Source organism: Brevundimonas sp. GW821-FHT10E09, from assembly GCF_058809375.1.
Genome location: NZ_JBXASO010000001.1, coordinates 378,289 through 396,203, shown reverse-complemented (window position 1 = coordinate 396,203; position 17,915 = coordinate 378,289). Strand labels below are relative to the sequence as shown.

General features: G+C 68.2%; 15 protein-coding genes. 6 read left to right on the top strand and 9 right to left on the bottom strand.

All coding sequences use genetic code 11. The features are described 5' to 3' along the window. Positions 1–345 precede the first annotated feature (345 nt). The 4 genes from glyS to AC1RSI_RS01835 form a co-directional block, all read right to left on the bottom strand. The gene (gene glyS, locus AC1RSI_RS01850) at positions 346–2,658 is read right to left on the bottom strand and encodes a glycine--tRNA ligase subunit beta (RefSeq protein ID WP_154725357.1); all 2,313 of its coding nucleotides are present in this window, start codon (positions 2,656–2,658) and stop codon (positions 346–348) included. Then, positions 2,658–3,551: a glycine--tRNA ligase subunit alpha gene (locus AC1RSI_RS01845; RefSeq protein ID WP_154725358.1), complete on the bottom strand. Its 894-nt coding sequence runs from the start codon at positions 3,549–3,551 to the stop codon at positions 2,658–2,660. Before AC1RSI_RS01845 ends, glyS begins: the two co-directional genes overlap by 1 nt. Positions 3,552–3,636: 85 nt before the next feature. Then, positions 3,637–4,509: a 4-(cytidine 5'-diphospho)-2-C-methyl-D-erythritol kinase gene (locus AC1RSI_RS01840; protein ID WP_154725359.1), complete on the bottom strand. Its 873-nt coding sequence runs from the start codon at positions 4,507–4,509 to the stop codon at positions 3,637–3,639. A 5-nt stretch (positions 4,510–4,514) separates the two neighbouring features. Continuing rightward, positions 4,515–6,416 carry a tetratricopeptide repeat protein gene (locus AC1RSI_RS01835; protein ID WP_154725360.1) on the bottom strand — a complete coding sequence of 634 codons (1,902 nt, stop codon included), beginning with the start codon at positions 6,414–6,416 and terminating at the stop codon, positions 4,515–4,517. Positions 6,417–6,516: 100 nt separating this feature from the next. Here AC1RSI_RS01835 and AC1RSI_RS01830 point away from each other — a divergent pair, with 100 nt between their 5' ends. Then, positions 6,517–6,732, top strand: a complete 216-nt coding sequence (locus AC1RSI_RS01830; RefSeq protein WP_035305435.1) for an AbrB/MazE/SpoVT family DNA-binding domain-containing protein — start codon at positions 6,517–6,519, stop codon at positions 6,730–6,732. Next, the gene (locus tag AC1RSI_RS01825; protein ID WP_008264285.1) at positions 6,719–7,054 is read left to right on the top strand and encodes a type II toxin-antitoxin system PemK/MazF family toxin; all 336 of its coding nucleotides are present in this window, start codon (positions 6,719–6,721) and stop codon (positions 7,052–7,054) included. Before AC1RSI_RS01830 ends, AC1RSI_RS01825 begins: the two co-directional genes overlap by 14 nt. Positions 7,055–7,073: 19 nt before the next feature. On the opposite strand, the gene AC1RSI_RS01820 is transcribed toward AC1RSI_RS01825, so the two are convergent. After that, positions 7,074–8,729, bottom strand: a complete 1,656-nt coding sequence (locus AC1RSI_RS01820; protein ID WP_154725389.1) for an electron transfer flavoprotein-ubiquinone oxidoreductase — start codon at positions 8,727–8,729, stop codon at positions 7,074–7,076. 195 nt (positions 8,730–8,924) lie between these two features. Here AC1RSI_RS01820 and AC1RSI_RS01815 point away from each other — a divergent pair, with 195 nt between their 5' ends. Beyond that, positions 8,925–9,722 carry a uracil-DNA glycosylase gene (locus AC1RSI_RS01815; protein WP_154725361.1) on the top strand — a complete coding sequence of 266 codons (798 nt, stop codon included), beginning with the start codon at positions 8,925–8,927 and terminating at the stop codon, positions 9,720–9,722. 101 nt (positions 9,723–9,823) lie between these two features. Then, positions 9,824–11,518: a lytic transglycosylase domain-containing protein gene (locus AC1RSI_RS01810; protein ID WP_008260649.1), complete on the top strand. Its 1,695-nt coding sequence runs from the start codon at positions 9,824–9,826 to the stop codon at positions 11,516–11,518. A 3-nt stretch (positions 11,519–11,521) separates the two neighbouring features. Here the strand turns inward: AC1RSI_RS01810 and AC1RSI_RS01805 are convergent, their stop codons facing one another. Both AC1RSI_RS01805 and AC1RSI_RS01800 read right to left on the bottom strand, forming a co-directional pair. Further along, the gene (locus tag AC1RSI_RS01805) at positions 11,522–11,662 is read right to left on the bottom strand and encodes a hypothetical protein (RefSeq protein ID WP_154725362.1); all 141 of its coding nucleotides are present in this window, start codon (positions 11,660–11,662) and stop codon (positions 11,522–11,524) included. A 95-nt stretch (positions 11,663–11,757) separates the two neighbouring features. Further along, positions 11,758–12,402 (bottom strand): glutathione S-transferase, encoded by a 645-nt coding sequence (locus AC1RSI_RS01800; RefSeq protein WP_035305365.1) that lies wholly within the window; start codon positions 12,400–12,402, stop codon positions 11,758–11,760. A gap of 224 nt (positions 12,403–12,626) precedes the next feature. Here AC1RSI_RS01800 and AC1RSI_RS01795 point away from each other — a divergent pair, with 224 nt between their 5' ends. After that, positions 12,627–13,943: a UDP-glucose dehydrogenase family protein gene (locus AC1RSI_RS01795; protein ID WP_154725363.1), complete on the top strand. Its 1,317-nt coding sequence runs from the start codon at positions 12,627–12,629 to the stop codon at positions 13,941–13,943. Further along, positions 13,940–14,917, top strand: a complete 978-nt coding sequence (locus tag AC1RSI_RS01790) for an NAD-dependent epimerase/dehydratase family protein (protein WP_154725390.1) — start codon at positions 13,940–13,942, stop codon at positions 14,915–14,917. Before AC1RSI_RS01795 ends, AC1RSI_RS01790 begins: the two co-directional genes overlap by 4 nt. Positions 14,918–14,939: 22 nt before the next feature. Here AC1RSI_RS01790 and cysN read toward each other — a convergent pair whose 3' ends face one another. Next, positions 14,940–16,853 (bottom strand): sulfate adenylyltransferase subunit CysN, encoded by a 1,914-nt coding sequence (gene cysN, locus AC1RSI_RS01785; RefSeq protein WP_035305359.1) that lies wholly within the window; start codon positions 16,851–16,853, stop codon positions 14,940–14,942. Continuing rightward, on the bottom strand, positions 16,853–17,812 hold the full coding sequence (gene cysD / locus AC1RSI_RS01780; protein ID WP_197019689.1) for a sulfate adenylyltransferase subunit CysD: 960 nt from the start codon (positions 17,810–17,812) through the stop codon (positions 16,853–16,855). The genes cysN and cysD overlap by 1 nt, the downstream gene beginning before the upstream one ends. Between the last annotated feature and the right edge of the window lie 103 nt (positions 17,813–17,915).

Genomic DNA, 17,915 nt, shown 5'->3' with positions numbered 1-17,915 from the left:
CTTGCAGTCCCTGAGCTTTTCAGATCGTCCGGCGGGTTGCCCCCGCTCGTACATGCAGCACGATCTAGCGCGGAGGAACCGACTTGACCATGGCGGATGTAACAATGCGTGAGCAGGTAACCGGTTTCCTGATCGCTCGCGCGAAGAGGGCGCCCCCCCCCCCCCTCACCTCTCCGCGCGCGAAGGCGCGGGGGGAGGACAGGTCGCAGAGCGACCAGGCGGGGGGGCGACTCAGGCCGTGGTGATGACCACAGCAGCGTCTGACACCGAGTCGCCCCCACCTGGCGCTCGCTGACGCGATCGCCTGTCCTCCCCGCCGGCCTTCGCCGACGGGGAGGTGAAGGATCAGCCGGCGATCTGGCCGAAGTCGGCGACCTGGCCCATGACGTCGCGGACCTGGCCCAGCAGTTTCAGGCGGTTGTCGCGTTCGGCGGGCACGTCGGAGTTGACCAGCACGTCCTCGAAGAACCGGTCCACCGGCGCGCGCAGACGGGCCAGGGCGGTCATGGCGGCGGCGAAGTCCTCGGTCTCCAGCGCGGTCTCGACGGCGGTGCGGGCGGAGGCGACGGCGAAGGCCAGGACGGTCTCGGGCTCGGGCTGGTTCGGCAGGCCGGTCTGGACCATGCCGGTCGGAACCGGACCCTTCTTCTCCTCGGCGCGCAGGATGTTGGAGGCGCGCTTGTAGCCGGCCAGCAGATTGGCCCCGTCGTCGGTGGCCAGGAAGGCGGCCAGGGCCTCGACCCGGCGGACGATGCGGACGAGGTCGTCGTCGCCCAGGGCGAAGACCGCGGCGACGAGGTCGTGGCGCTGGCCCTGGTCGCGGAGGAGGACGGTCAGGCGGTCGGCGAAGAAGTCTAGGAGGTCTGCTGCCTTATCAATGAAGTCGTACTGCCCTGCGAAAATTTTGTTGTCGCGGAACGCAACTTCAAAAGCCCGGCGATTGAAACTCGCGAACGGGAAAACGATCGGCCAAATGTTAACTTGGGACGTTACGCCAGATGCTGCCGAGATCGCGCGCATGTGTGGGAGACCATGAAGCTCCAATAGTTCATGGGCCTCAGCATGCTGCCCTTCTTTGAGGGCCGCTAGTTTTTCAATGACGCTTAGCTCTCCAGAAATCCCCGCGTTTACGGCAGCATCGATTACTGAGCGCAATCCAATACGAACGCGATTATCGACGATCAATCTGATCATCCCCAACGCGGCTCGCCGAAGCGCATATGGGTCTTTAGATCCTGTCGGCTTCTCTCTTATTGCGAAGAAGCCGACCAGGGTGTCCAGCTTGTCGGCCAGAGCGACGGCGACCGTGACGGGCGCGGTCGGGACCGTGTCGGCGGGGCCTTGGGGCTTGTAGTGGTCGCGGACGGCGTCGGCGACGGCGTCGGAATGGCCGGCCAGACGGGCGTAATAGCCGCCCATGATCCCCTGCAGTTCCGGGAATTCGCTGACCATGCCCGACAGCAGGTCGGCCTTGGACAGGCGCGCCGCCATCTCGGCTTCGTCGGCGTCGGCGCCGACCAGGGGCGCGATCGCGCGGGCCAAAGCGGAGATCCGCTCGACGCGCTCGGCCAGGGTGCCCAGTTTGGCGTGGAAGGTGACGCCGGACAGTTTGGCGTTCCAGGCGTCGAAGCCGACCTTCTGGTCCTCGTCCCAGAAGAAGCGGGCGTCGTTCAGGCGGGCGGACAGGACGCGGCTGTTGCCGGCGGCCAGGGCCTTGCCGCCGTCGGTCGCCTCGACATTGGCGACGACGAGGAAGTTGGGCGCCAGTTGGGGCGCGCCCCCCTCCCCCGCTTCGCGGGTGCTCCCCCCAGAGGGGGGAGAGCCGCGGACGGCGAAATACTTCTGGTGCACCTTCATCGACAGGCGCACGACCTCGGGCGGCAGGGCCAGGAACTGCGGGTCCATGTCGCCCAGGATCGGGGTCGGCCATTCGGCCAGGCCCGCCACCTCGTCCAGCAGACCGTCGTCATCGACCAGGACCAGGCCCTTGGCGGCGCAGGCGGCCTTGGCCTGATCCAGGATGCGCAGCTTGCGGTCGGCCACGTCCAGCAGCACGAAATTCTGTTCCAGCTGGGTGCGGTAGTCGACGAAGTCGCTGACCTTCAGCAACTGGCCCGAGCCCATGAAGCGGTGGCCCTCGGTGATGGCGTCGGAGGGGATCCCGTCGATCTCGAACGGGACCACCTTGCCGTCGAACAGGCACAGGATGCGCTTGATCGGCCGCACCCAGCGCAGGGTTCCGGAGCCCCAGCGCATCGACTTGGGCCACGGGAAGGTGCGGATGACCTGATCCACCGTCTCGGCGACCAGATCGGTCGTGGCCCGGCCCTTGGACGACAGGACGGCGAACAGGACGCCGTCGCGCTCGGTCAGTTGGTCGCGGGTCAGGCCGGTCTTGCGCAGAAAGCCCTCCAGCGCCTGTTCCGGGGCCGAGGCGCGCGGGCCTTTCAGCTCTTCCTCGCGGTCGGGCGTGGCGGCGGGCAGGCCGTCGATGACCAGGGTCAGGCGGCGCGGCCCGGCGTAGGTGGTCAGCGCGTCCCAGGTCAGGCCGGCGGCCTTGAGCCGGTCGGAGACCATGCGCTCCAGGTCGCGCGCGGCGCCCTGCTGCATGCGGGCGGGGATTTCTTCGGAGAAGATTTCGAGAAGGAGTTGGGGCATCAGGCGGTTTTCCGCTCTTGTTCAACGTAGGCGAGGGCGCAGGCTTTGCAGAGTTCGCGGATGCGGCCGATGTAGCTCTGGCGTTCGGCGACGGCGATGGCGCCGCGGGCGTCCATCAGGTTGAACAGGTGGCTGGCCTTCAGCACCTGGTCATAGGCCGGCAGGACCAGGGGCTGGTCTTGCGGGCCGCGCATGTCCAGCAGGCGCGAAACCTCCGACACCATGTCCTCGAACCGGCGCTTCAGCCCGTCCACGTCATAGCCGTGGAAATTGGCTTCCGACTGCTGGCGTTCGTTCTCCAGGAAGACCTCGCCATAGGTCAGGCCCTCCTTGGTGAACTTGAGGTCATAGACGTTGTCCACGCCCTGGACATACATGGCCAGACGCTCCAGCCCGTAGGTCAGCTCGCCCGAGACCACATCGACCTCGATGCCGCCGACGCCCTGGAAATAGGTGAACTGGGTCACCTCCATCCCGTCGCACCAGACCTCCCAGCCCAGACCCCAGGCCCCCACGGTCGGGTTCTCCCAGTCATCCTCGACGAAGCGGATATCGTGCAGCTTCGGATCAATCCCGATCGCTGCCAGCGAGCCGAGATAGAGCTCCTGAAGATTGTCCGGGTTCGGTTTTAGTATCACCTGGTATTGGTAATAGTGTTGGAGGCGGTTCGGGTTTTCGCCATAGCGGCCGTCGCCGGGGCGGCGGCTGGGCTGGACATAGGCGGCCTTCCACGGCTTGGCGCCGAGCGCGCGCAGGACGGTGGCGGGGTGGAGCGTGCCGGCCCCGACCTCGATGTCATAGGGCTGAAGAATGGCGCAGCCCTGCTCGCCCCAATAGCGGTGCAGGGTCAGGATCAGATCCTGGAAGGCGAGCGGCTCGGTCGAGGTGGTCAAATCGGGCTCGGGAGGGGCTGGAAAAAGGACGGCGGACCATAGGGCCCGGCGCCGCGCGCTTCAACACGCGCTGGGGATTTATGGCTCAGGCGGCGGCGAGCCGGGTCGCGGCGACCCAGGCCGTGGGATGGGCGGCCGACAGAGCGGCTGCGGCGGCGGCCGCGTCCGCGCTGGACCGGCACAGGCCGAAGACGGTGGCGCCCGAGCCGGACATCCGCGCCAGGGCCACGCCGGGCGTCGCCGCCACCGCCTGAATCCCGTCGGCTATGGCCGGGGTCAGGGCCTCGGCGGGCGGCTGAAGATCGTTGCGCAGGCCGGCCAGCCAGTCGATGACGGCCGCGGGGCTCCAGTCGGCAGGCGGCGCAGGCCGGTCGGCGGCGCGCGGCGGACCGGCGTCATAGGCCCGGTAGACGGCGCCGGTGGGCGAAGGGACGCCCGGATTGAACAGGACGGCGTGGAGCGGCGGCAGGCGCGGCTCGTCGGTCAGGACGTCGCCCCGCCCCTCGGCCCAGGCGGTGCGCATCCGCAGGCACATGGGGCCGTCGGCCCCGATCACCCCCGCCACGGCCTCCAGGGCCGCATCGTCGATGTCCAGCCCCAGGGCCTGACGCGCCAGCTTCAGCGCCGCCCCCGCGTCCGACGAGCCCCCGCCCAGGCCGGCGGCGATGGGCAGGCGCTTGTCCAGCGTGACCCTCAGCGGCGGTTCGCCTGCGCCGGTCGCCTCGCCCACGGCGCGAAGGGCGCGCAGGATCAGATTGTCGGGCTCGGCCGCCAGACCCGCGCCGAACGGGCCGTTCACGGTCAGCGACAGCCGCGCCGCCGGTTCGACCGTCACCCGGTCGCCGACATCGGCGAAGGCGACCAGGCTGGACAGCGGATGATAGCCGTCGGCGTCCACCGGGCCGACGTGCAGGAAAAGGTTGATCTTGGCCGGAGCCAGGGCCGTGAGCGCGGACATGAGGCCTAGTGCGACCCGCCGGTCGCGGGCGCCGCGTCGTCCAGGCCGTGGGCGATCTTGCGCTCGACGTCGGTCTTGCGTTCGGGCTCGGGATCCAGGCTCAGGACGCGGTTCCACAGCCAGACCGCCTCGCGCTGGCGGCCCACCCGCCAATAGGCGTCGCCGAGGTGGTCGTTGATCTCGGGATTGGCGGGCTCCTTGTCGACCGCCTCCTCCAGGGTGACGACGGCGGTGTCGAAATAGCCCTGTTTGAACTGGGCCCAGCCCAGGGAGTCCTGGATGTTGCCGTTCTCGGGCTCCATGGCGTAGGCCTGGGCCAGAAGGCCCGCGCCCTGATCGACGCGCAGCCCCTTGTCCACCCAGAGATAGCCCAGATAGTTCAGGGTGTTGGCGTTGTTCGGATCGGCCAGATGCGCGGCCCACAGCTCGGCCTCGGCCTCGGGGATGCGGTCCAGGGATTCCAGGGCGGCGCCACGCAGGAAATGGATCTGGGCGCCCTGGGTCGCCGTGTTCAGCAGCGGGCCGCTCAACAGGGCCAGGGCCGCCTCATACTGCTCCAGCTGCATCAGCTGGCTGGCCATGACCAGAGCGATACGGGGATCGTCAGGCTCGGCGGCCGCGGCGGCGCGCAGCTCGGTCAGGGCGGCCTGCGACTGTCCGTCCTCTTCCAGGTTCAGCGCCAGCTGGGCGCGGGCGTTGGCGTACAGCACCGGATCCTCCGGCCCGACGCGCGACAGGGCGGTGCGGGCGGCGGCCTTCAGTCCGACCCGGTCCAGCACCTGGGCCAGCTGGATCTGGGTGGCGGCGTCTTCGTTCAGGTTCAGGGCCAGGCGCAGATAGACCACCGCGAACTCGTTGCCGCGCTCGGCCACGGCCTGGGCCGCCGCCGTGGTCAGGGCCTGGGCCGCGCCCTGGCGGAAGTCAGGCGCCGCCGGCGCGCGGCCGCCGGCCTGAAGCCGCGCCAGGGCGCGGGCGGTGGCCAGATCGACTTGCTGACCCTGCATCGCCGCCTGATAGACGGCCAAGGCCTCGTCCCGCTTGCCGCGTCGCTCCAGGAACTCGCCATAGGGGCGGTGGAACAGGGCGCCGATGGTCGGCATGTCGGACAGGGCCTTAAGCTCGGCCTCCGCCTCGGCGTATTTCCGACGCTTCTCCAGCAGGAGGGCCCGGTTCTGGCGGGCGAAGGCCAGGGTCAGGACGTCGCCCTGGGCCGGAGGCGCGGCCAGGGCGCGGGTCCAGTCGCCGGCGGCCGCCGCGATCCAGGGCGCGACCATCAGACCGGCGCGGCTGTGCGGCGCGGCGATGGGCCGGGCGACCAGGGCGGCGTTGGCGGCGCGGGCGTCGCCGTGGACGAAGGTCTGGACGGCCGAGATCAGCCGGCCGATCTCGATGAAGGCGGGCGCGGCGTCGGCGGTCGGCGCCAGTCGGCCCGCCACGTCCAGATCGCCGCTGAGCAGGGCCGAGGTGAAGGCCTGTTCGCGCACGCGGGGCTGTTCGGGCGTCAGGGCCGCGGCCTGGGCCAGCCAATCGGCGCCCTTGGCCCCCTCGCCCGTCATCAGGGCCAGCTTGCCGGCCAGGTACAGGCCATAGGCGCTGCGGCCCTGGGCGTTCAGCGGGACCGGCGCCCAGACCTCGGGAATGGCGGGCTCGGCCGGGTCGTCGGCGATGACGATATGGGGCGGGACATCGCCCTCGGGCGTCTGGGGCGCGCCGTCTTCCGGTTCGTCCTCGAACGGCGCGGCCTCCTGAACCTGGTCCGGCTCAAGTATGACGGCGGGCGGATGGGCGTCGGACGGATTGGCGGGCGCCGAAGCGGGGCCCATGTCCTGCGCCGCCGCCCCCTGGGCCAGGGCCAGGGCGAGGACGGTCAGGGAGGCGGCGAGCAGGCGCGAACGGGAGGCGATCATGCCGCGACCCTTCACGGTTTCCCCTGCCCCCGCAAGAGGACAGATGGTTGACGAGGGCGGGCGACGGCGTATCGTAAGGAAAATCCTTACCGAGGCGATGATGATCACAAGCCGCCTGACGTCCAAGGCCCAGACCACCATCCCCCAGCCGGTGCGCGCCGCCTTGAAACTGCAGGACGGCGACGAGTTGATCTACGAGATCGAGGGAGAACGGGTTCTGTTGAAAAAGGCGCGCAAAACGGCGGCCGACGATCCCTTTGCGACCTTCGAGGAATGGGACAGCGAGGCGGACCGCAAGGCCTATGCCGGACTTTGAACGCGGCGACGTCGTCCGCATCCCCTTTCCCTATACCGACCGCAACACCCGCCAGCATCGGCCGGGATTGGTGGTGTCCGCGGGCGGGATCGGCGATCAGGCCGGTTTGATCTGGGTGGTGATGATCACCAGCGCCGCGAACCGACGCTGGCCCGATGATCTGGATCTGGAGGACCGTTACGGGGAGGCAGGGCTGCCCGCCCCTTCGGTCGTGCGCCCCTCGAAGATCGCCACTATTGAGGCCTCAGCCGCCGAGAGGATCGGCCGGCTGGACGAGGCGCGACTGGCCGTCGTCATGGAGACGATCCGGCGCTGGCTATGACCCCAGCGCCGGTGTTGCGTCACATGTTCGGATAGTTCGGGCCGCCGCCGCCTTCGGGCGTGACCCAGACGATGTTCTGCGACGGATCCTTGATGTCGCAGGTTTTGCAGTGGACGCAGTTCTGGGCGTTGATGACGAAGCGCGGATCGGTCTTGGCGACCTCGTCCGCATAGACGACCTCGTACACCCCCGCCGGGCAATAGAGCCGCGCCGGCTCGCCATATTTGGGCAGGTTGACCTGGATCGGCTTGGACGGGTCCAGCAGTTTCAGGTGGGCCGGCTGGTCCTCGGCGTGGTTGGTGTTGGAGATGAAGACGGACGACAGCTTGTCGAACGACAATTTCCCGTCCGGCTTGGGATAGACGATCGGCTTGTGCTTGACCGCCAGTTCGGTCGAGGCGGCGTCGGTCTTGTCGTGCTTCAGCGTCGGGATCGGCGACCAGCCGCCCAGCAGGGTGCGGCACCACATGTCGAACATGCCCAGCGCCCCGCCCAGGGTGGTGCCGAACTTCGACAGCAGGGGCTTGGCGTTCCTGACCAGGGACAGCTCCTTGTGGACCCAGCTCTTTTCGAAGGCGGTCTGGTATTCGACCAGTTCGTCGCCGCCGCGCCCGGCCTGAACGGCGTCATAGGCGGCGTCGGCGGCGAGCATGCCGGTCTTCATCGCATTATGGCTGCCCTTGATGCGGGGCACGTTCACAAAGCCGGCCGAGCAGCCGATCAGGACGCCGCCGGGGAACGACAGCTTCGGAATCGACTGCAGGCCGCCCTCGGTGATCGCCCGGGCGCCGTAGGAGATGCGCGTGCCGCCCTCCAGATGCGAAGCGATGGACGGGTGGTGCTTGAAGCGCTGGAACTCGTCGAACGGCGACAGGAACGGGTTCTTGTAGTTCAGGTGCACCACATAGCCGATGGCCACGTAGCGGTCGCCGAAATGGTACAGGAAGCTGCCGCCGCCGGTGTGTTCGTCCAGCGGCCAGCCGGTGGTGTGCTGGGCCAGGCCGGGCTGATGCTGTTCGGCGGGCACCTGCCACAGCTCCTTCAGGCCGATGCCGTATTTCTGGGGCGACTTGCCGTCCTGGAGCCTGTGCTTGGCGATGATGGTCTTGGCCAGGGAGCCGCGAACGCCCTCGGCGATGAAGACATATTTTCCGTGCAGTTCGATGCCCGGCTGGAAGTCGCCGGTCGGCTTGCCCTCGCGGTCGATGCCGAAGACCCCCGCGACGACGCCCTTCACCCGGCCGGTGCCCTCTTCCCAGACGACGTGGCTGGCGGCCATGCCGGGATAGACCTCGACCCCCAGGGCCTCGGCCTGTTCGCCGAGCCAGCGCGCGACATTGCCCAGCGAGGCGATGTAGCAGCCGTGGTTGTGCATGAAGGGCGGCAGCAGGGGCATGGGCAGGGACGCCGACCCCTGCGGCCCCAGCAGAAGGAATTTGTCCCTGGTGACGGGGGTCTCCAGCGGCGCGCCGCGGTCCTTCCAGTCGGGGAAGAGTTCGTTCAGCGCCTTGGGATCGATCACCGCGCCCGACAGGATATGGCCGCCGACCTCGGCGCCCTTTTCCAGCACGGCGACACTGATTTCCTTGCCGTCCTTTTCCGCCCGCTGCTTCAGGCGGATGGCGGCGGACAGGCCGGCGGGGCCGCCGCCGACGATGACGACGTCATACTCCATCACCTCGCGCTCGACGCCCTGCAGCGCCTCCAGCGGCGGCAGATTGTCGATGATCGCTTCCTGGCGGGCGTTCTCTGCGCCGCCCTCGATGGCTTCTTCGGCCATGTCTTCCCCTGAAATCCAGCTTGTTCGTATGATTATGCCGCTTATCGGAAGGTGACGCGAGGGCGGTCAAGGCCTATCGGTACCTTAGACATGAACGCGCAACCCCATGACATAGCTGCAGTCGAAAGCCTGCTCGCCTTCTGGCGGGATGCGGGCGTGGACGCCTGCTATGGCGATGCGCCGGTCGATCACACCCATCTGGCCCCGCCCCCGGCCCTGAAGGCGGTGCAGAAGGCCACCGCCTCGGTCGTCATGCCCCTGGCCGGACCCAGCGCCCAGGACGCCCTGGCCGAGGCGCGGCGTCTGGCGGCGGGGGCCTCGACCCTGCAGGATCTGGCGGCGGCGGTGGCGGCGTTCGAGGGCTGTCCCCTGCGCGGCATGGGGGCCAGCCAGTCGGTGTTCGGGCGGGGCAATCCCAACGCCCCCGTCATGGTGATCGGCGAAGGCCCCGGCGCAGACGAGGACCGGCTGGGCCAGCCCTTCGTGGGTCGGGCCGGCAAGCTGCTGGACCGGATGCTGGCGGCGGCGGGCCTGACCGACAAGGTCTTCATCACCAACACCGTCTTCTGGCGCCCGCCCGGCAATCGCACCCCGACCCCGCAGGAACAGGCCGTGTGCGCCCCGTTCGTCGAACGCGCCTTCGCCCTGCTGCAGCCCAAGGCGGTCCTGTTGCTGGGCGCGGCGGCGGCCAAGTCGGTGCTGCAGACCGAAGACGGGATCATGAAGATGCGCGGCCAGTGGCGGGAGTGGCGGCTGGCTGAAGGGGGCGTGTCCGCCCCCGCCCTGCCGACCCTGCACCCCGCCTTCCTGCTGCGTCAGCCCCAGGCCAAACGGCAGGTCTGGGCCGATCTTCTCGCATTTGCAGCAAAACTGGACGGCTCAGGTTGAGGTTAGCGCCGCTTTAAGGCATGCTGGTCGTTTGACGACCAACGCCAAACGATCCCCGCCTGACGAGAACGGGCAGGGTGACGCCAACGGGGCCGCCGCGTATGAATATGTTCCGCCGGGCTAGTCTGGCCTCGACGCTGGTTTTTGCGCTCGCCGCTTCAGGTTGGGCCGCCGCAGGCTCGGCCCTGGCGGAAACGCCTTTTGACGGAATGTCCGGCGCCGCGTCCGGTTCCGCCCGCCCCACGGCCCTGAGTTCGGCCGACCGCCTGTCCTACACCACCGCCTTCGACGCCCTGCGGCGCGGCGACATCGAGGCCGCCCGCGCCTCGGCCCGTCAGGCCCAGGACCGGGTCCTGCTGGGCCAGGTCGAGTTCGAAAGCCTGTTCCACCCCGATCACGTCGCCACCTATGACGAACTGACGGCCTGGCTTGAAACCTATTCCGACCTGCCCTGCGCCGACCGGGTCTATACCCTGGCCCTGCGCCGCCGGCCCGACGGAGCGCCCGAACCGGTCAAGCCCGGCGGTCTTCTGGGTCGGACCTGGAACAGCGTCGTTTCCGCCGTCTCGGGCGGCCCGGCCGTCGATCCGATGAAGGCGGCGCGCATCGCCTATAACAATGACGACCTGACCGGCGCCTCGGCCGTCGGGCGCGAGATCGGCGACTGGTGGACGGTCGGACTGGCGGAATGGCGGCTGGGCCAGTTCCACGAATCCTTCGCCGCCTTCGAACGCGTCGCCAACGATCCGACCGAAGACCCCTGGGTCCGCGCCGGCGCCGCCTACTGGACCGCGCGCGCCGCCTCGCAGTCGGGCCGGCAGGACCGGGTCAACGACTATCTGCGCCTGGCCGGACAGTGGCCGGCCACCTTCTACGGCCAGATCGCCCTGCGTCAGCTGGGCGAGGAGCCGACCATCGAGAACATGGGGCCGCGCGCCTACCAGGCGGAACCGCGCCTGCAACGCGCCGCCTATGTGCCCCAGGGCGCGCGGGTCGAGACCGGCGAACTGGAAGCCTTTGTCCAGACCGACGCCCGCGCCAAACGCACCGTCGCCTATTATGAAGTGGGCCGACGCACCGAGGGCGAAAGCGAATTGCGCTCGGGCCTGCGCACCGCCGTGGGCGACGCCGCGCGCATGTGGACGGCTCTGGCGCGGGTGATGATGTCGGGCAATGGGGGCGACGCGACCCGGATCGACGCGATGCGCTTCCCCATGCCCGTGCTGGAGCCGGAGGGCGGCTTCGTCATCGAGAAGGCGCTGGTCTACGCCCTGGCGCGCAAGGAGACCGACTTCAATCCCGACGCCCGGTCCAGCGCCGGCGCCTATGGGCTGATGCAGGTGATGCCGACGACGGCGGCGGAGATGACCGGGGACCGGACCTTCGTCACCGATCCGTCCAAACTGCTGGTTCCCGCGACCAACATGCGGCTGGGCCAGGCCTATATCAACCGGATGCTCCAGCTGCCGGCCTTCCAGGGCGACCTGCTGCGGGCCGTGGCCTCGTACAACGCCGGACCGGGGCCGATGCTGACGGCGGTGCGCAAGCTGGGGCCGGACGCCGATCCCCTGCTGCTGATCGAGACGATCGACGTGCCCCAGGCGCGCGACTACGTGGAAAAGGTCGTGGCCAGCTACTGGATCTATCAGCGGATGTTCGGCGGACCGCTGAACACCCTGGACGCCGTGGCCTCGGGCGCGAAACTGGTTCCGGTGTCGCTGGACTATGTGCCGCCCGCGCCGGTCGCCGAACCCGTACTGGTCGCCCAGGCGGCCACCGTCGGCGGCGGTCGATAGGGTTCAGAACAGGGCGGTGAGCAGCATCGCCCAGAAGGCGGCGCCGACGACGGCGGCCAGCACATAGGCCATGACGGGATTGAGCGGGCGCGCCTGAACCGGGACCTCCGCCCCCTGTTTCGCCACGACTAAGCGGGTCGGCATCGGTCTTTCTCCCCGGCGAGACGCGCGATCCGCGTTCACATCCGGGATAACGACGTCGCCTTAACACCCGGTGCGAAAGCTTGGTTTCCCGGCTTTTAAGTCAGAGCCTCCGTCTCCCACAGGCGGAAGTCCGGGTGAGCCAGCAGGCTCTGGACATAGGCCGAGGCGACGCCGTCGTCGCCGTGGTCGGCCAGATCGATCTGGAAATGGCGGACACGCGCCGCGACCGGAGTGAAGAAGGCGTCGGCGATCGACCAGTCGCCGAACAGCCAGGGACCGTCCCCGCCGAACCGACGCCGCATCTGCCGAAACAGGGCGACGATCCGCGCCAGATCCCGGTCCAGCGCCGGGTCGGACGGGGTCTCTGACCGGGCGTCGCCGACCATGGGCCGGTCCGGTCCCATGCCGCAGAAGGTCCGAAGGGCGGAAAAGCCGGAATGCATCTCGGCCGTCGCCGACCGGGCCAGGGCGCGGACGACGGGATCGGCGGGCCACATCCGCGCCTGGGGATAGTGTTCAGCCGCCCATTCGCCGATGGCCAGGGTGTCCCAGATCATCTCGCCGTCCACCCGCAGCACGGGCACGAATCCGGACGGGGAGAGATCCCGCAGCGCCGCCTTCTGGGCCTTTGTGTCGTAGCACACGTCGATGACGCCGAAGTCCGCGCCGGTGTGCTTCAGGATCAACCAGCCGCGCAGCGACCAGGTCGAATAGGTGCGGGGGCCGATGATCAGTTCCATGTCGCGTCCTTCGCTCGATTCGCAGGCGGACACGCCGGGCGGCGCGTCTGATGGGATGGCGTTTTGCCCCATCCGGCGAATTTATGCATCCGGCCTGACCCGCCAGGAAGCCCGGCCGTATATAGGGGGCGCCCGACACTGCGTTTGACGCATGGGCCTCCCGCGCCGTTGCGTTGAAACGTGCCGGATTCTAAGGCTGCACAACGATGAACGGGATTTTCTAGATGCGCGTCGCAATGATCGGCACAGGCTATGTGGGCCTGGTGTCTGGAGCCTGTTTCGCCGACTTCGGCCATGTGGTGACCTGCATCGACAAGGATCCGTCGAAGATCGAACGGCTGGAGCGGGGCGAAATCCCGATCTTCGAACCCGGCCTGGACGATCTGGTCGCCGCCAACGTCGAGGAAGGCCGGCTGTTCTTCACGCTGGAGAGCGCCGAGGCCATTCGCAACGCCGACGCCGTCTTCATCGCCGTCGGCACCCCGACCCGCCGCGGCGACGGCCATGCGGACCTCAGCTATGTCTATGCTGCGGCCGAAGAGATCGCCGGGCTGATCGACGGCTTCACCGTGGTGGTGACCAAGTCCACGGTCCCGGTCGGCACCGGCGACGAGGTCGAGGCCATCATCCGCCGGGTCAATCCGAACGCCGACTTCTCCGTCGTGTCCAATCCCGAATTCCTGCGCGAAGGCGCCGCCATCGGCGACTTCAAACGCCCCGACCGGGTCGTGATCGGCGTCAACGACGGCGAGACGGCGCCGCGCGCCAGAGAGGTGATGAGCGAACTCTATCGTCCGCTGAACCTGAACGAGAGCCCCCTGCTGTTCGTCGGCCGGCGCACGTCCGAGCTGATCAAATATGCGGCCAACGCCTTCCTGGCGATGAAGATCACCTTCATCAACGAGATGGCCGACCTGTGCGAGGCCGTAGGCGCCGATGTGCAGCAGGTCGCGCGGGGCATCGGCCTGGACAAGCGGATCGGCTCCAAATTCCTGCACGCCGGCCCCGGCTACGGCGGCTCCTGCTTCCCCAAGGACACCATCGCCCTGGTCCGCACGGCCCAGCAGTACGGCGCGCCGGTGCGGCTGATCGAAACCACGGTCGAGGTCAACGACGCGCGCAAGAAGGCCATGGCCGGCCGGGTCGAGACGACCCTGGGCGACAGCGTCGCCGGCAAGACGGTCGCCCTGCTGGGCCTGACCTTCAAGCCCAACACCGACGACATGCGCGACGCCCCGTCGCTGGACATCGCTCCGGCCCTGATCGCCGCCGGCGCACGGGTCCAGGCCTTCGATCCCGAGGGCATGCACGAGGCCGGCAAGCTGCTGCCGGGCGTGTCCATGAAGGCCAACGCCTATGACGCCGTCGAAGGCGCCGACGCCGTCGTCATCATCACCGAATGGGACCAGTTCCGGGCCCTGGACCTGGACCGGGTCAAGCTGCTGATGAACCAGCCCGTACTGGTGGATCTGCGGAACGTCTATCGCCCCGAGGACATGCTGAAGCGCGGCTTCAGATATTCCGGCATCGGACGCGGCTGATGGCGGCGCCGATCCTGGTCACCGGCGCGGCCGGCTTCATCGGCATGCACACGGCCGAACGGTTGCTGGATCGCGGCGAAACCGTGATCGGGGTCGATAATTTCAACGACTACTACGACCCTGCCCTGAAGGACGCCCGCGCCGCCCGTCTGGAGGCCCGCGAGGGCTTCACCATGGTGCGGGCGGACATCGCCGACCACGAGCGGATGCTGGCCCTGGTGCGCGACCACGGCGTGGAGCGGATCGTCCATCTCGCCGCCCAGGCCGGGGTTCGCTACTCGATCGAGAACCCCTTCGCCTATGAGCGGTCCAACCTGGCCGGCCATCTGTCGATGCTCGAGGCCGCGCGCCACAACGGCGTGAAACACCTGGTCTACGCCTCGTCCAGTTCGGTCTATGGCGACCGGCCGCTGGAAGGTTCGGGCTTTCGGGAAGACGATCCGACGACAGATCCCGTGTCCCTGTACGCCGCGACCAAACGCTCGTGCGAACTGCTGAGCCAGAGCTACGCCAAGCTGTACGGCTTTCCCCAGTCGGGCCTGCGCTTCTTCACCGTCTATGGCCCGTGGGGCCGGCCCGACATGGCCTATTTCAGTTTTACGCGGAAGATCGCGCGCGGCGAGGCGATCGAGGTCTATGGCGAAGGCGAGATGGCGCGCGACTTCACCTATATCGACGACATCGTCGACGGGATCGTGGGGGTGCTGGACCATCCGCCCGCGCAGGGCGGGCACGAGATCTACAACATCGGCGACAGTTCGCCCGTCGGCCTGATGGAGATGATCACCACCCTGGAAGACGCCCTGGGCGCCGAGGCGGACAAGGTCATGCGGCCCATGCAGCCCGGCGACGTCACCGCCACCTATGCCGACGTCTCCAAGCTGAACGCCCTGACCGGGTACAAACCCAAGGTCACCCTGGCCGAGGGCCTGCCGCGCTTTGTCAAATGGTGGCGGGGATACGAGAACGGCTGACCGCCGCCCTCCCCCCACCGGATCAGATGCTGAAATCCTCGGTCGAGAACCGGCCGTCCAGCCAGGCGACGATCCGTTCGGCGGCGTCCTCGGCGGACATGGTGGTGGTGTCCACGACGATCTCGGGGGCCTCGGGGGCTTCGTAGGGGCTGTCGATGCCGGTGAAGTTCTTCAGTTCGCCGGCGCGGGCCTTCTTGTAGAGGCCCTTGACGTCGCGCTTTTCGGCGACGGCCAGAGGCGTGTCGACATAGACCTCGACGAACTCGCCCGGCCCCAGCAGGTCGCGGGCCAGGCGACGCTCGGCGCGGAAGGGCGAGATGAAGCTGACCAGGACGATCAGGCCGGCGTCCACCATCAGTTTCGACACCTCGGCGACGCGGCGGATATTCTCGACCCGGTCCTCCTCGGTGAAGCCCAGGTCGCGGTTCAGGCCGTGGCGGACATTGTCGCCGTCCAGCAGATAGGTGTGGCGGCCGTCGGCGTAGAGACGTTTTTCAACCAGATCGGCGATGGTGGACTTGCCGGCGCCCGACAGGCCGGTCAGCCAGATGACGCGCCCCTTTTGGTTCTTGATGGCCGCGCGCGCGGCCTTGTCCACCGACAGGGCCTGCCAGTGGATGTTGTGGGCGCGGCGCAGAGCGAAGTGCAGCAGGCCCGCCCCGACCGTGCGGTTCGAGATCCGGTCGATCAGGATGAAACCGCCAAGGTCCTTGTTCTCGGCATAGGGGGCGAAGGCGACGGGGGCGTCCAGCGACAGGTTGCAGACGCCGATCTCGTTCAGCTCCAGCCGCTTGGCCGGCTGTTGCTCCAGGGTGTTGACGTTCACCTTGTGCTTGGGCTCGGTGATGGTGGCGCCCACCAGCTTGGCGCCGATCTTCAGCAGATAGGGACGGCCCGGCAGCAGGGGTTCGTCGTCCATCCAGACGACTGTGGCCTCGAACTGGTCGGCGGCCTCGGGCGGGGCGTCGGCGCTGGCCAGGACGTCGCCGCGCGAGACGTCGATCTCATCAGCCAGGGTCAGGGTGATCGACTGGCCGGCGACCGCCTGGGCCAGATCGCCGTCGGCGGTGACGATGCGGGCGACGGTCGAGGTCTTGCCCGACGGCAGGACGCGGACGGGATCGCCGGGGCGCACGGTCCCGGCGGCGATCTGGCCGGAGAAGCCGCGGAAGTCGAGGTTGGGTCGGTTCACCCACTGCACCGGCAGGCGGAAGGGGTCGGCCTGAAGATCGTCGCCGACCTCCAGCATCTCCAGCAGGCTCATCAGCGACGGACCGGCGTACCAGGGCGAATGAGCGCTGGCCTCGGTGATATTGTCGCCGCGCAGGGCCGACATGGGGATGGCGTCGAAGGTCTTCAGCCCGATCTGGTCGGCGAAGGCGCGGAAGTCGGCGACGATGGTGTCGAAGACGGTCTGGGACCAGCCCATCAGGTCCATCTTGTTCACAGCCAGGATGACGTGGCGAATGCCCAGCAGGCTGACCAGATAGGCGTGACGGCGCGTCTGGGTCAGGACGCCCCGGCGCGCGTCGATCAGGATGACGGCGGCGTCGGCGGTCGAGGCGCCCGTGACCATGTTGCGGGTGTATTGTTCGTGGCCCGGCGTGTCGGCGACGATGAATTTGCGCTTTTCGGTCGAGAAGAAGCGATAGGCCACGTCGATGGTGATGCCCTGCTCGCGCTCGGCGGCCAGGCCGTCGACCAGAAGGGCGAAATCGATGTCGCCCCCTTGCGTGCCGACGCGGCGGCTGTCGGCCTCCAGCGCCGCCATCTGATCCTCGAAGATCATCTTGGAGTCGTACAGCAGCCGGCCGATCAGGGTGGACTTGCCGTCGTCGACGCTGCCGCAGGTGATGAAGCGCAGCAGGCTCTTGTGCTGATGGGCGTCCAGATAGGCGTCGATGTCGCGGGTGATCAGGTCCGACTGGTGAGCCATCAGAAATAGCCCTCCTGCTTCTTCTTCTCCATCGAGGCGGACTGGTCGTGGTCGATCATCCGACCCTGGCGTTCGGAGGTGGTGGTCAGCAGCATTTCCTGAATGACCTCGGGCAGGGTCGCGGCCGTGCTCTCGACCGCCCCGGTCAGGGGGTAGCAGCCCAGGGTGCGGAACCGCACCGACTTCATCTGCGGCGCCTCGCCGGGCCGCAGGCGGAAGCGGTCGTCATCCACCATGATCAGGGCGCCGTCGCGCTCGACCACCGGCCGTTCAGCGGCCAGATACAGGGGCACGATGGGGATCTGTTCCAGATGGATATATTGCCAGACGTCCAGCTCGGTCCAGTTGGAGATGGGGAAGACGCGGATGCTTTCGCCCGGCCGTTTGCGGGTGTTGTAGAGCCGCCAGAGCTCCGGGCGCTGGTTCTTGGGGTCCCAGCGATGCTCGGCCGTGCGGAAGGAGAAGATCCGCTCCTTGGCCCGCGACTTCTCCTCGTCGCGGCGAGCGCCGCCGAAAGCCGCGTCGAAGCCGTGCAAGGTCAGGGCCTGTTTCAGCCCCTCGGTCTTCCAGAGGTCGGTGTGCAGGGCCGAGCCGTGATCGAAGGGATTGATCCCGCGCGCCAGGGCCTCAGGATTCTGGTGGACCAGCAGTTCGACGCCCAGGTCGGCGGCGGCCTGTTCGCGCATCGCGTACATGGCGCGGAACTTCCAGGTCGTGTCGACGTGCAACAGGGGAAAAGGCGGCGTGGACGGATAGAAGGCTTTGCGCGCCAGGTGCAGCATCACCGCAGAATCCTTGCCGATCGAATACAGCATGACCGGGCGCTCGGCCTCGGCCGCCACCTCGCGCATGATGTGGATGCTCTCGGCCTCCAGGCGCTGAAGATGGGTCAGCCGCTCGGGACCGGGCGGCGGCGCGGACGGGGTCGGGGTTTCGGTCAGAATAGCGGCGTCCACCAAGTCAGGTCTCCATCGAACGCTGACGTGAAACGCCAGTGTGCGACGGGTCGCAAGCGATTGATACTGCCACACACTGTGAGATTTTCGGACCTGGCGGTCGAGG